This window comes from Curtobacterium sp. MCLR17_032 (genome assembly GCF_003234795.2).
Classification (GTDB): Bacteria; Actinomycetota; Actinomycetes; order Actinomycetales; family Microbacteriaceae; genus Curtobacterium.
In genome coordinates, this window is the sequence record NZ_CP126268.1 from 494799 (window position 1) to 508197 (window position 13399).

General features: G+C 73.0%; 12 protein-coding genes. All 12 read left to right on the forward strand.

From position 1 onward, the window contains the following. The first annotated feature begins 46 nt into the window (after positions 1-46). The 12 genes from DEI97_RS02400 to DEI97_RS02455 all read left to right on the forward strand — a co-directional run bounded on the left by DEI97_RS02400 (position 47) and on the right by DEI97_RS02455 (position 13264). Positions 47-2221, forward strand: coding sequence for an ATP-dependent Clp protease ATP-binding subunit (locus DEI97_RS02400; protein WP_111075878.1), 2175 nt, complete (start codon positions 47-49; stop codon positions 2219-2221). Between the two features lie 79 nt (positions 2222-2300). Continuing rightward, a complete protein-coding gene (locus DEI97_RS02405) occupies positions 2301-2855 on the forward strand; it encodes a DUF2231 domain-containing protein (protein WP_111075879.1) in 555 nt (184 codons plus the stop codon). Positions 2856-2911: 56 nt separating this feature from the next. Next, positions 2912-3565: a response regulator transcription factor gene (locus tag DEI97_RS02410; protein ID WP_111075880.1), complete on the forward strand. Its 654-nt coding sequence runs from the start codon at positions 2912-2914 to the stop codon at positions 3563-3565. After that, on the forward strand, positions 3562-4725 hold the full coding sequence (locus tag DEI97_RS02415; RefSeq protein WP_111075881.1) for a sensor histidine kinase: 1164 nt from the start codon (positions 3562-3564) through the stop codon (positions 4723-4725). The genes DEI97_RS02410 and DEI97_RS02415 overlap by 4 nt, the downstream gene beginning before the upstream one ends. Positions 4726-4789: 64 nt before the next feature. Further along, on the forward strand, positions 4790-5320 hold the full coding sequence (locus DEI97_RS02420; RefSeq protein WP_111075882.1) for a hypothetical protein: 531 nt from the start codon (positions 4790-4792) through the stop codon (positions 5318-5320). Positions 5321-5361: 41 nt separating this feature from the next. Next, positions 5362-5862 carry a hypothetical protein gene (locus DEI97_RS02425; protein WP_146248221.1) on the forward strand — a complete coding sequence of 167 codons (501 nt, stop codon included), beginning with the start codon at positions 5362-5364 and terminating at the stop codon, positions 5860-5862. Continuing rightward, on the forward strand, positions 5859-6932 hold the full coding sequence (locus DEI97_RS02430; RefSeq protein ID WP_111075884.1) for an efflux RND transporter periplasmic adaptor subunit: 1074 nt from the start codon (positions 5859-5861) through the stop codon (positions 6930-6932). Before DEI97_RS02425 ends, DEI97_RS02430 begins: the two co-directional genes overlap by 4 nt. Continuing rightward, positions 6929-7696: an ABC transporter ATP-binding protein gene (locus DEI97_RS02435; protein WP_258376768.1), complete on the forward strand. Its 768-nt coding sequence runs from the start codon at positions 6929-6931 to the stop codon at positions 7694-7696. The genes DEI97_RS02430 and DEI97_RS02435 overlap by 4 nt, the downstream gene beginning before the upstream one ends. Beyond that, positions 7693-8880 (forward strand): ABC transporter permease, encoded by a 1188-nt coding sequence (locus DEI97_RS02440; protein ID WP_220039235.1) that lies wholly within the window; start codon positions 7693-7695, stop codon positions 8878-8880. Before DEI97_RS02435 ends, DEI97_RS02440 begins: the two co-directional genes overlap by 4 nt. Before the next feature lie 224 nt (positions 8881-9104). After that, positions 9105-9893, forward strand: a complete 789-nt coding sequence (locus tag DEI97_RS02445) for a DeoR/GlpR family DNA-binding transcription regulator (protein WP_111075885.1) — start codon at positions 9105-9107, stop codon at positions 9891-9893. Continuing rightward, the gene (locus DEI97_RS02450) at positions 9890-10990 is read left to right on the forward strand and encodes a 1-phosphofructokinase family hexose kinase (RefSeq protein WP_111075886.1); all 1101 of its coding nucleotides are present in this window, start codon (positions 9890-9892) and stop codon (positions 10988-10990) included. The genes DEI97_RS02445 and DEI97_RS02450 overlap by 4 nt, the downstream gene beginning before the upstream one ends. A gap of 114 nt (positions 10991-11104) precedes the next feature. Further along, positions 11105-13264, forward strand: coding sequence for a PTS fructose transporter subunit IIABC (locus DEI97_RS02455; protein WP_111075887.1), 2160 nt, complete (start codon positions 11105-11107; stop codon positions 13262-13264). Positions 13265-13399: the final 135 nt, after the last annotated feature.

The following is a 13399-nucleotide window of genomic DNA, read 5'->3' on the forward strand; positions in this document are numbered from 1 at the left end:
CGACGACTTCGTGACCACACGACCGACGCAACGGAAAGGACACCGCATGGCGAACCTCCAGGGCGCCCCTGACTCGCAGGAGAAGCAGAAGACCGCCCTCGAGCAGTACGGCGTCGACCTCACCGCGGTCGCCCGCAGCGGCAAGCTCGACCCGGTGATCGGCCGCGACGCCGAGATCCGACGGGTGTCACAGGTGCTCACCCGCCGCACCAAGAACAACCCCGTGCTCATCGGCGAGCCCGGTGTCGGCAAGACCGCCGTCGTCGAGGGGCTCGCGCAGCGCATCGTCGCCGGCGACGTCGCGGACTCCCTCAAGGACAAACGGCTCGTCTCGCTCGACATGTCGGCCCTCATCGCCGGCGCGAAGTACCGCGGCGAGTTCGAGGAGCGGCTCAAGGCCGTCCTCAAGGAGATCGACGACTCCGACGGCCAGGTCATCACCTTCATCGACGAGCTGCACACCCTGATGGGCGCCGGGGGTGGCGAAGGGTCCGTCGCCGCGTCGAACATGCTCAAGCCGATGCTCGCCCGCGGCGAACTCCGGCTGATCGGAGCGACCACGCTCGACGAGTACCGCGAGTACATCGAGAAGGACGCCGCCCTCGAACGACGGTTCCAGCAGGTCTACGTCGGGGAGCCGAGCGTCGAGGACACCATCGCGATCCTCCGCGGGCTCAAGGAACGCTACGAGGCGCACCACAAGGTGACGATCAACGACTCCGCCCTGGTCGCGGCGTCGGCCCTGTCCGACCGCTACATCTCCGGCCGCCAGCTGCCCGACAAGGCGATCGACCTCATCGACGAGGCCGCCAGCCGCCTGCGCATGGAGATCGACTCCAGCCCGGTCGAGATCGACGAACTCAAGCGCAGCGTCGACCGGCTGCGCGTCGAGGAGTTCGCGCTGAAGCAGGAGAAGGACGACGCGTCGAAGGCCCGGCTGTCGACCCTCCGCGCCGAACTGCAGTCCCGCGAGGAGCGGCTCCGCGAACTCGAGACCCGCTGGCAGGCCGAACGGGCGTCCCTGAACCGGATCGGCGAGCTCAAGCAGCAGCTCGACGAGTTGAACATGCGCTCGCAGCGTGCCCAGCGTGAAGCCGACTACGAGACCGTGTCCCGTCTGGAGTACGGCGAGAAGCCCCGTATCGAGGCCGAACTCGCCGCCGCCGAGCAGGCCGGGTCCGCCGACCGCATGGTGAACGACAGTGTCACCGACGAGGACATCGCCGCCGTGATCGCGCAGTGGACCGGCATCCCCGTCGGCCGGCTGCTGCAGGGCGAGACCGAGAAGCTCCTGCACCTCGAGAGCGAACTGGGCCGCCGGATCATCGGGCAGCGCACCGCCGTCGCCGCCGTCTCGGAAGCCGTCCGACGCACCCGCGCCGGCATCTCCGACCCGGACCGGCCGACCGGCTCGTTCCTGTTCCTCGGACCCACCGGCGTCGGCAAGACCGAGTTGGCGAAGGCGCTCGCCGAGTTCCTGTTCGACGACGAGAAGGCCCTCGTCCGCATCGACATGAGCGAGTACGGCGAGAAGCACTCCGTCGCGCGGCTGATCGGCGCCCCGCCGGGCTACGTCGGGTACGAGGCCGGCGGGCAGCTCACCGAGTCCGTCCGCCGTCGGCCGTACTCGGTGATCCTGCTCGACGAGATCGAGAAGGCCCACCCGGAGGTGTTCGACGTCCTGCTGCAGGTCCTGGACGACGGGCGGCTGACGGACGGTCAGGGTCGGACGGTCGACTTCCGGAACACGATCCTGGTCCTCACCTCGAACCTCGGCTCCCAGTTCCTCACCGACCCGGCCCTGACGCCCGAGCAGCGCGAGAGCGGTGTCCGCGAGCTCGTCCAGCAGGCGTTCCGGCCGGAGTTCCTCAACCGACTCGACGACATGGTCGTGTTCCAGGCGCTCAGCCCGGAGGACCTCGGCCAGATCGTGTCCCTGTACGTCGACCGTCTGGCGCGGCGGCTGTCCGGGCGCCGGCTCGACCTCGCGGTCACGCCCGACGCCCGTGCCTGGCTCGCCGAGCGCGGGTACGACCCGGCGTACGGGGCCAGGCCGCTCCGCCGGCTCATGCAGCGGCAGATCGACGACCAGCTCGCCCGGGCCATCCTGGCCGGGGACGTGCGCGACGGCGACACGGTGCGCGTCGACGTCGCGGGTGACGGGCAGGCGTTGACGGTCGAGCCGTTCGCGCTGGCCGAAGGCGAGCTCGTCGAGGAGTAGGCGCGGTCGGGCGTCGGACGGGAGGCCCGTGGCCGGTTCCTGGGGGCCGGCCACGGGCCTCCCGGCTAGCGTCGGCGACATGCCCGAGATCAAGGCCCTGCGCCGCGTGACCGAAGCCATCGAGCACGCGAGCGTGCTCGATGCAGCCGTCGACTTCGACCGGAAGGTCGTCACCGCGTTCGCCCGCCCGCGGGCCGTGCGGCAGCTCCTGCACGGGGTGCCGTTCGGGCACCCGATCCACCCGCTGATGGTGCAGGTGCCGCTCGGTGCCTGGATCTCGGCCGCCGTCCTGGACCTGATCGGCGGGAAGGGCAACCGGAAGGCCGCGACGACCCTGATCGGCGTCGGTGTCGCCTCGGCCGGCAGTGCGAGCGTCGCCGGGTACGTCGACTGGTCGGAGCTGGACCGCGAACAGCTCCGGACCGGGTGGGTGCACCAGGCCGTGAACTGGGTCGGCATCAGCCTGTACGGGCTGTCCTGGCTGCAGCGGAAGCGCGGCAACCAGGCGTCGGGGAAGCTGCTGGCCTTCGCCGGACTCGGCGTCGTGAGCGTCGGCGGGTACCTCGGCGGACACCTGGCGTACCGGCAGCGTGCCGGGGTCAGTGACGCTGGCGAGGTGCCGTTCGACAAGTGATCGACCGCGCCTGACCCTCTCAGCCGATCCACCGGTACATCACATGCAATAGGAGCATGCGCGTACTCGTGGTGGACGATGAACCCGCCCTCGCTGACCTCGTGGTCCGAGGGCTCCAACGGCAGGAGATGGCCGTCGACGTCGCGTACCGGGGCGATTCGGCCGACGAACTGCTCAGCGTCAACGACTACGACGTCGTGGTGCTCGACCGGGACCTGCCCGGACTGCACGGGGACGAGGTCGCCCGGCGTCTCGCGGCCCGGGGGTCCCTGACCCGCATCCTGCTGCTGACCGCGGCGACCTCGTTGACCGACCGGGTGAACGGACTCGAACTCGGTGCGGACGACTACCTGACGAAGCCCTTCGAGTACCCCGAGCTGGTCGCCCGGGTGCGGGCACTCGGCCGGCGGGCGGTCGCCCCGGTCGCTCCGGTCCTCGGGCATGACGGTCTGGTCGTGGACACGAACCGGCGGATGGCGACCCGGGACGGCAAGCCGCTCGACCTGACCGCGAAGGAACTCGGGGTCCTCGAGGTGCTGCTCCGCGCGGACGGCCGGGTGGTCTCCGCCGAGGAACTGCTCGAGAAGGTCTGGGACATGAACGTCGACCCGTTCACGACCGCGGTCCGGGTGACGATGTCGAAGCTCCGTCGGAAGCTCGGCGCACCCGACCCGATCCGGACGGTGCCCGGGCAGGGGTACGCCCTGTGAGCCGAGTCTGGAGCCTCCGGACCCGGACGGCCCTGGCCTTCGCGGTGACGTCGATGGCGCTGACGGCGGCGGCGATCGTGTTCGTGACGTTGGGCTCCCAGCACGCGATCGCAGAGGTCGTGGTGGCGGATGCCGCGGGCGGTGTCGCGATCTCACCGGATGCCTCGGGTGGCCCCCGTCGGGCGACCGGGCCAGCACCCGACGGTGCCGCCGCACCCGGTGGGATCGCGATCGTCTCCCGCGTCGCCGCACTGCAGTGGCAGTGGTCGGCACTGGGCATCGCCGGCGCCGGGGTCGTCGCCGGGCTGACCGGGTGGCTGCTCAGCCGTCGGATGCTCGCGCCGCTCGACCGGATCGCCGGAACGGCCGAACGGATCTCGGCGTCGACACTGCACGAACGGATCGACCTGCGCGGTCCGGACGACGAGCTCCGTCGGCTGTCGCGGACCATCGACGGACTGCTCGACCGGCTCGAGACGGCCTTCGCCAGCCAACGACGCTTCGTGGCGCAGGCGTCGCACGAACTGCGCACCCCGATCGCCGTCCAGCGTGCGGCGATCCAGATCGGGCTGCACGACGACGCCGACGCGGTGGACGTGGCCCGGGCGCGGGCGGAACTGCTCGAGCAGAACCGGCGGACCGAGCACCTGGTCGAGTCGTTGCTCGTCCTGGCCGAGGCGGAGCGCGGGCTCGACGGACGGACGGCGGACGTCGACCTCGGCGTCCTGGCCGGTGCGGTCGTCGACGAGGCCCAGGCGGCGGCACGCGAGGCGGGCGTCCGGCTGCACTGCAAGGTATTCGGTGCCGGTGCCGGTGCCGGTGCCCGTGCGGTCCGGTGCGAGCCCGTGCTCACCCGGCAACTCGTCCACAACCTGGTGGACAACGCGATCGAGTACAACGTCCCGGGCGGTCACGTCGACGTCGAGGTCGACGGCACGGTGCTCCGGGTCCGCAACACCGGGCCGGAGCTCGACGACGCGCTCGTCCCGAACCTGACCGAGCCGTTCCGACGCGCGAGCGCTGCTGCCGGTGGACGGCGGCACAGCGGGCTCGGCCTGTCCATCGTCGAGGCCGTCGCGCAGGCCCACGGCTGGCGGGTGTCCTTGACGGCTCGACCGGGCGGCGGACTCGTCGCCGAGGTGGACGTCTCGCCGAGGTGAACGTTTCGCCGATGTGACCTGCGCGGTACGCCCGGCGAAACACGGTGTCCGGTGTCCTGGATGCATGCACACCACGACACGCACACGAACCAGCGCGAGGACCCGGCTGCTCCTCGCGACCGTCTCCGGAGCCGTGCTCCTGGCCGGACTGACCGCCTGCTCGGGCGGGACGCCGCCGAACGGTGACGGGGCAACCGCAGCGGACGGTCCGGGCATCGGCGCACAGTGGGGCTCCTGCATGCGCGCCGCGGGCTTCGACGTGCAGGACCCCAGCGACGACCAGGTCCGGTCGGGCACCGCCCTGGCCCCGGAGACCGGCGACCGCGAGGCCTTCGCGACGGCGGCGTCGACGTGCTCCGCTGACCTCGGCGTCGAGCAGGTGGACTCCGCCGAGAAGGACAGGTGGACACGGGAGTACGCCCGCGTCGCGTCCTGCATCCGCGACGAGTACCCCGACTACCCGGAGCAACAGCCCGGCGGCCTGTCGTTCAACCCGGAGGACTACCCGCGGGCGCTGGAGGACGGGTTCCAGGAGCGCGCCGACGAGTGCCTGGCGGAGTTCTCGCCCGACACGAAGTCCCAGCCGGTCGGCTGACCGCCGCCCGCCACGACCATCACGACCACGAGGAACACATGATGACCAGACGACCCACCCTGATCGCCGTCACCGCGGCGGTGCTGCTCCTGCCGGGGCTGCTGACCGCTTGCTCGTCCGGCTCCGACGACTCCACGACGACCGGCGCGGCGCCGACCCCGGTCAGCGAGCGTGCCGGCGAGGTCGGCTCGTGCATGCGGGACAAGGGGTACGACTTCGACGACTCTGCGCTGACCGGCGGCGACTTCACACTCGCTGCCCCGGAGGGTGTCGATCCCCAGCAGTACGCCCAGGACCTCGGTACGTGCAGCGGCAACCCGGACACCGGCGGCGTCGACGTCGGCGACGTGCCGCCGGGGCCCGAGGACCTGGCGTTCGCGAAGTGCATCCGGGACAACGGCTTCGACGACTACCCGGACGGCGCAGAGGCGCGGCGTGACTACCACCCGCGTGACGAGTCCGCCTTCTCCCAGGTCGAGACCACGTGCGTCACGACGGCCTACGGCGACCAGTCGGAGCCCCAGAAGGCGGGTCCGCGGTGAACCGGCGCCGCACCACCCGGATCACGGTCACGGCCGCGTGCCTGGTCGCCGTCCTCGGCGCCGGAGCCGCGACCTGGGCGCTCCTCGACCCGCCGACCTCGAGCCAGGCGGCCGAGACGGACACGAGCACGGACGCGGGAACGTCGACCGGTACGGTCACGAAGGGCGACCTCGTGGCGTCGAAGACCATCGCCGGCACGCTCGGGTACGGGGCCCCGGTCGCCCTGCCCGGCGCGGCCTCCGGCACGCTCACCTGGTTGCCGAAGCCCGGGCAGGTCATCCATCGTGACGACCCGCTGTACGCCGTCGACGAGCGACCGGTCCGGGCGATGCACGGCAGCACTCCGCTCTGGCGCCCACTCGCCGTCGGGACGACGGGCGCCGACGTCCAGCAGCTCAACGAGAACCTGGCCGCGCTCGGCTACGACGTGGCGCAGGACGGCGTCTTCGGGCGCCGGACGCTGGCCGCCGTCCGGCAGTGGCAGCGGGACCGAGGGCTGCCCGTCACCGGCCGGATCACGGCGGACCAGATCGCCTTCGTGGACGGGGACGTCCGGGTGGCCGCGGTCACCGGGCAGCTCGGGCAGCCGGCCGAGGGGGAGACCGAGGTGCTGCAGACGACGAGCACGAAACGTGTCGTCACCGCCACCGTGCCGCAGCGCGACGCCGAACAGGTCGCCGTCGGCACCGAGGTCCAGGTCGTCGTGAACGGCGCCGGGGGTCCGATGCCGGGCGAGGTCGTCGACGCCGTGCCGACCGAGTCCGACGACGGTGCCCAGGACGTGGCCGTCACGGTGGCGTTCGACGCCGGGGACCGGAAGCTGCCGTCCGCGGCCTCGGCCCAGGTCACCGCTCGGAGCGAGACCGCGCACGACGTGCTCTCGGTGCCGGTGTCCGCGCTCGTGGTCGACGGGGGCGACACCGGGTCCGCCCCGCAGTACGCGGTCGACGTGCTCCGGCCCTCCGGTGAGCCCCACCGGGTGCGCGTCGAGGTCGGCCTGGTCGCCGACGGTCGCGCCCAGGTCACCGGCGACGTCCACGAGGGCGACGAGGTCGTGGTGCCCTCGTGAGCGTCGCAGCCGTCCTCACCCCGGACGACCGGGTGCAGCCGGTGGGCGACGTGGTGCTGTCCCTCGACGACGTGTCCCGGAGCTACGGGGACGTCCAGGCGCTCCGCGGGGTCTCGCTCGAGGTCCGTCGCGGGGAACTCGTCGCCGTCGTCGGGCCCTCCGGCTCGGGGAAGTCCACGATGCTGAACATCGTCGGCACCCTCGACCGCCCGAGTTCCGGCACGATCGCGATCACCGGCCAGGACGTCGGCACGATGCGCGACGACGACCTCTCCGCCCTGCGCGCCGAGCACATCGGGTTCGTCTTCCAGCACTTCCACCTGCAGGCGGGAGCCACCGCGTGGGAGAACGTCGCGGACGGCCTGCTCTACTCGGGTGTCCCGCGTCGGGAACGGCACGACCGAGCCGTCACCGCCCTGGGCCGGGTCGGGCTGGGGCACCGGGTCGACCACCGCCCCGGGCAGCTCTCCGGCGGTGAGAAGCAGCGCGTCGCCATCGCCCGTGCCCTGGTCGGGGAGCCGACCGTGCTGTTGGCCGACGAGCCGACCGGCGCGCTCGACACCGCGTCCGGTGCGGCGATCGTCGCCCTGCTCCGCGAACTCAACGCCACCGGGACGACGGTGCTCGTCATCACGCACGACCTGGACCTCGCGGCCTCCCTGCCGCGGCGGGTCCGGATGCGCGACGGGCAGCTCGAGAGCGACAGCGCGGACCGTGCCAGCGTCCGCGGCGGCGGCGGCGCACCGACCGGAGTCGGCCGGTGAGCGCGCGGCGCACCCTCGGCCCGGGTGACCTGCTCCGGCTCGGCGTCTTCGGCCTCCGCACCCGGCCGACCCGCGTGGTCCTGTCGGCCCTCGGCATCGCGATCGGCATCGCGGCGATGATCGCGGTCGTCGGCATCTCGTCCTCGAGCAAGGCCGCCCTCGACCGGGTCCTCGACACCCTGGGCACCAACGTCCTGACGGCGACCCAGGCGCAGGGCTTCACCGAGGTCCCACCCCTGCCGGAGACGGCGGTCGCCTCGGTCCTCCGGCAGGACCCGGTGCTCGACGCGGCCGGGGTCGGCGCGGTCACCGACGGCCGGGTCTACCGCAACCCGTTCATCCCCGCCGCGGAGTCGAAGGGCATCGGCATGCTCGCCGCCTGGGGGGACGTGCCCGAGGTGCTCGGCGGGTCGGTCGCCTCCGGCCGCTGGCTCGACCCGGCAGCAGATGCACCTGCCCAGGTCGTGCTCGGGTCCGCGGCGGCACGCAACCTCGGCATCGAGCGGGTCGACGCGAGCACCCGGGTGTGGACGGGGGACCGGTGGGTGCAGGTGGTCGGGGTGCTCGAGCCGTTCGGCCTGGCCGCCGACCTGGACAACCAGGTGTTCGTCCCTCGCGGGTTCGCGGCAGCGCTCGGCTTCGACGGGCACCCGACCGCCGTCTACACCCGGGTCGACCCGGACGACGTGGCACACGCCCGCGAGGTCCTGGCCGACGCGATCAGCCCCGGCACACCACAGGACGTCGGCGTCACGCGTCCGTCGGACGCCCTGGCCGCCAAGAACGCCACGGACGACTCGTTCACCGGCCTGCTCGTCGGGATCGGCGGGGTCGCCTTGCTCGTCGGCGGCATCGGCGTCGCGAACACGATGGTCATCACGGTGCTGGAACGCCGGGCCGAGGTCGGTGTCCGACGGGCGCTCGGTGCGCGGCGGGCCGACGTCCGCAACCAGTTCCTGGTCGAGTCGCTGCTGCTGTCCTTCCTGGGCGGGGTCGCCGGGGTGGTGATCGGCCTGGGCGTGACCGTCGCGTTCGCGCTCAGCCAGGGCTGGCCGGTGGCGACTCCGCTCTGGGCGGTCGCGGGTGGCCTCGCCGCCACCGTCGTGATCGGTGGGGTCTCCGGCCTCTACCCGGCCAGCCGGGCGGCGAAGATCCCCCCGACGAGCGCGCTGGCCGCGGTGTGACGCGAGCGCGCTGGCCGCGGTGTGACGCCAGCGCGCTCGCCGCTGTGTGAACGCGCGGACGGGAGGCCCGCAGCCGGTCCGCCGGACCGGCTGCGGGCCTCCCGTCCGGCCCTTGCGCGCCGGCGCGCACCTGGGATCGTGTTGGTTCGAGCGCGGAACAGTTGCGTTCGTGTGGGGTTCGGACGTACAGTTCTCGAAACCCACGCGAACGAAGGAGTTCGGGCATGTACGCAACCGAGCGGCACGAGGCCATCGCCGCCGCCCTGCAGTCCGCCGGGCGCGTCTCCGTCGCCGACCTGGCCGACCACTTCGACGTCACGACCGAGACCATCCGTCGTGACCTCGGCGCCCTCGAGACCGCCGGCCTGCTGCGCCGGGTGCACGGCGGAGCGGTCCCCGCCGAGCGCTCCAGCCTGGTCGAGCTCACCGTCGCCGAGCGCGAGGGCCAGCACGGCTCCGAGAAGACCGCGATCGCCCGGGCCGCCATGCGCCTGGTGCCGCCGACCTTCACCGGATCGATCGCCATCGACGCCGGCACCACCAGCGGCGCCGTCGCCACCGAGCTCGCCCGCTGGGAACCGGCCACCGCGGGTGCCACGATCACCGTCATCACGAACTCGGTGCCGATCGCAGCCACCCTGCAGCACAGCGAGCACGTCGAACTGCACCTGCTCGGCGGCCGGGTCCGCGGGGTCACGAGCGCCGCTGTCGGCACCGCGACCGTCGACCAGATCGGCGCCCTCCGCCCCGACGTCGCCTTCATCGGCACGAACGGCCTGTCCGCCGGCTTCGGGCTGAGCACCCCGGACGAGTACGAAGCCGCCGTCAAGGCCGCGTACGTCCTGGCCGCGCGTCGCAGCGTGGTGCTCGCCGACGCCGCGAAGCACGGGGTCGAGGCCCTGATGCGCTTCGCCCGCCTCGACGAGATCGACACCCTCGTGACCGACCAGGTGCCGCCGGCCGACCTCGGCGGAGCACTCGCCGACGCCGACGTCGAGGTGATCGTCGCATGAGCACCCCGACCACCCCGCAGCCCGGGCGCCCGATCGGCGGCCGCATCGTCACCGTCACCCCGAACCCGTCGCTCGACCGCACGATCGAGCTCGCCGGCGAGCTGCAGCGCGGCGCCGTCCAGCGCGCCACGCGCTCCACGGCCGAGCCCGGCGGCAAGGGCGTCAACGTCTCCCGGGTCGTCGTCGCCAGTGGTGGGGACACCGTCGCGGTCCTGCCCGGCGACGAGCTCGACCCGGTCCTCGTCGGCCTGGCCACCCGGGGCATCCCGACCGCCGCACTGCCGATCGGTGCCGCACTGCGGTCGAACGTCACCGTGACCGAGCCGACCGGCACCACCACGAAGCTCAACGAGCCGGGCCCCTCGCTCGCCGGACGCCTGGACGACCTCGCCGACCTGGTCGCCACGACCGCCGGACCGACCCCGACCGGCCCCGCCGCACGCTGGGTGGTCCTCGCCGGGTCCCTGCCGCCCGGCCTGCCCGACGACGCCCTCGCTGTGCTCGTCCGGGCCGTCCGGCAGCGCCACGGTGACGACGTCCGGATCGCCGTCGACTCGTCCGGCGTCCCCTTCACCGCGCTGCTGCAGTCCGGCGAACGGATCGACCTGGTCAAGCCGAACGCCGAGGAACTCGCCGAGGTCGTCGGCGGCGACCCCGAGCAGTACGAGCAGGACCCGGAGCGCGCCGCCGCCGCAGCCGCGCGTCTGCGGGAGCGTGGCGTCGACACGGTCCTGCTGACCCTGGGCAGCGCCGGGGCCGTCCTGGTCGACGGCACCGGTTCGTGGACCGCAGCCGCACCGCGGATCACGGCCCGCTCGACCGTCGGTGCGGGGGACTCCTCGCTCGCCGGGTACCTGCTCGCCGAGGTCGCCGGCGCCACACCTGAGCGCCGACTGGCCCAGGCCGTCGCCACCGGAGCCGCCGCCGCCGGACTGCCCGGCAGCGACGTCCCGGCCCTCGACGCCACCGATCCGGACGCGATCGTCGTCCACCGCCTCGGTCCACCGGCCAGCCCGGTCGGGCCACCGCCGACACCGCCCGGTGCATCCGCACCGACGCCGGTCGGCGAGACCGTCCCCGTCCCGCACGGCGCCTGACCACCCGGTCCGTCGTCCCTCCCGATCGTCCCGGTGCCACCCGTCCCGGTCCGACCGTTCCGTCCCCACCAGCACCGCCCCCGGCGCCCCGCGCCACTTGCGAAGGAGCAACCCATGTCCGCAGCGCACAGCACCGGCACCAGTGCCGGCAACGGCGCCGACCTGATCGGCGTCGACCTCGTCGGCCTCGACGAGGACCTCGGTGCCACCTCGGCCGACGTCATCCGCGTCCTGGCCGACCGCATCGCCGCGACCGGTCGAGCCGCCTCCGGTGACACCCTCGCCGCCGACGCGATCAAGCGCGAGGCGAGCGTCGGCACCGGCGTCCCGGGCGGCATCGCCATCCCGCACGCCCGGTCCACCTCGGTCACCACGCCGACGCTCGCGTTCACGCGCCTGGCCCGGAAGGTGCCGTTCGGCGCCCCGGACGGCGACGCCGACGTCGTGTTCATGATCGCGGTGCCGGACGGGGCCGACAAGGACCACCTCACCGTCCTCTCCACCCTCGCCCGTGCGCTGATCCGCGACGACTTCACCGCAGCCCTCCGCGCCGCCGCGAGCCCGCAGGAGATCGTCGACCTGGTCGACCGCGAGGTCAGCGGCGAGGTCGCCGCAGCCGGCGTCGGGACCGGGGGACGAGCCTCCAGCCCGTCGACCACGACCACTGCCGGTTCCGACACCCACGTCGTGGACAGCGACACCTCGGCCGCCGGCGGCCGCCGCAAGGTCATCGTCGGCGTCACCGCCTGCCCGACCGGCATCGCGCACACCTACATGGCCGCCGACGCCCTCGTCGCCGCCGCCCAGCGCGCCGGTGCCGAGATGCACGTCGAGACGCAGGGGTCCTCGCAGGTGGAGCCCCTCGACCCGGCGCTCATCGCCCGCGCCGACGCCGTCGTGTTCGCGGTCGACGTGGACGTCCGCGATCGCAACCGCTTCGCCGGCAAGCCCCTCGTCTCCGGACCCGTCAAGCGTGGCGTGGACGAGCCCGACGCGATGATCGCCGAGGCCCTCCGTGCCGCCGACGACCCGAAGGCCGCGCGGGTCTCCGGCTCCGCCGCCGAGGCCGGCACGAGCACCGCCAAGGACGAGCACTTCGGGCAGTCCCTCAAGCGCTGGCTGCTGACCGGCGTCTCCTACATGATCCCGTTCGTCGCGGGCGGTGGGCTGCTCATCGCGCTCGGCTTCCTGCTGTCGGGCTACGGCATCGCGCTCACGCACGGCAGCGACGGCGTCAACAACGCGGTCTGGGCGCTGCAGCACTACACCCTGGTCGACCTGCCGCCGCAGGGGCTCGGCTACTACCTCGGCGCCGCCGCGTTCCAGATCGGCTCGGTGTCGCTCGGGTTCCTCGTCGCCGCCCTCGCCGGGTACATCGCTTACGCGATCGCCGACCGGCCGGGCATCGCGCCGGGCTTCGTCGCCGGGTCGATCGCCGTGTTCATGAACGCCGGGTTCCTCGGTGGCCTGGTCGGCGGTCTCATCGCCGGTGCCGCCGCCTACTGGATCGGACGCATCCCGACCTGGCGCTGGCTGCGCGGTCTGATGCCGGTCGTGATCATCCCGCTGTTCGCGTCGATCATCGCCTCCGGCCTGATGCTGCTCGTGCTCGGCGGTCCGATCGCCTGGGTCATGACCGAGCTCACCGCATGGCTCAACTCGCTGTCCGGGGCCTCGGCCGTCCTGCTCGGCATCATCCTCGGCCTGATGATGGCGTTCGACCTCGGTGGTCCGGTCAACAAGGTGGCGTACGCGTTCGCCGTCGCCGGCCTGGGTGCCGGCAGCGCCACCAACGTCGTGCCGTTCGAGATCATGGCCGCGGTGATGGCCGCCGGCATGGTCCCGCCGCTCGCCCTGGCCCTCGCCTCGACCGTCCTGTACCGCAATGGCTTCACGAAGCCCGAGCGCGAGAACGGCAAGGCCGCGTGGCTGCTCGGCGCCTCGTTCATCTCCGAGGGTGCGATCCCGTTCGCCGCCGCCGACCCGCTGCGGGTCATCCCGGCGTCGATGGTCGGCGCCGCGGTGACGGGAGCGATCTCGATGGCCGCCGGGGTCACCTCGCGGGCACCGCACGGTGGGATCTTCGTCTTCTTCGCGATCGGCGGCATCGGGATGTTCATCCTGGCGATCGTCACCGGGACGATCGTCTCCGCCCTGGTCCTCGTGGCGCTGAAGAAGTGGGTGCGTCGGGCTCCGGCCGCGACGGACGCGGCAGCCGGGCAGGCGGCGTCGGCCGGCGAGACGGTCGGGCAGCGCGCGCCGGTCGCGGTGTAGCCGCACCACGTGACGGACGGGAGGCCCGGTGCCAGCTGGCACCGGGCCTCCCGTCCGTCGTGGGCCGGGTGCGGCCCGTCAGGCGTCGGGACGCGCCCGGGGGCTGACGCCGAGCGGTTACGAAGCGTCGTTCTG

Bases quoted from the DNA above. Each gene is read 5' to 3' on its own strand.
- DEI97_RS02410 (WP_111075880.1), top strand. From the start codon at position 2,912: ATGCGCGTACTCGTGGTGGACGATGAACCCGCCCTCGCTGACCTCGTG.
- DEI97_RS02450 (WP_111075886.1), top strand. From the start codon at position 9,890: ATGAGCACCCCGACCACCCCGCAGCCCGGGCGCCCGATCGGCGGCCGC.
- DEI97_RS02405 (WP_111075879.1), top strand. From the start codon at position 2,301: ATGCCCGAGATCAAGGCCCTGCGCCGCGTGACCGAAGCCATCGAGCAC.
- DEI97_RS02445 (WP_111075885.1), top strand. From the start codon at position 9,105: ATGTACGCAACCGAGCGGCACGAGGCCATCGCCGCCGCCCTGCAGTCC.
- DEI97_RS02420 (WP_111075882.1), top strand. From the start codon at position 4,790: ATGCACACCACGACACGCACACGAACCAGCGCGAGGACCCGGCTGCTC.
- DEI97_RS02425 (WP_146248221.1), top strand. From the start codon at position 5,362: ATGACCAGACGACCCACCCTGATCGCCGTCACCGCGGCGGTGCTGCTC.
- DEI97_RS02455 (WP_111075887.1), top strand. From the start codon at position 11,105: ATGTCCGCAGCGCACAGCACCGGCACCAGTGCCGGCAACGGCGCCGAC.
- DEI97_RS02400 (WP_111075878.1), top strand. From the start codon at position 47: ATGGCGAACCTCCAGGGCGCCCCTGACTCGCAGGAGAAGCAGAAGACC.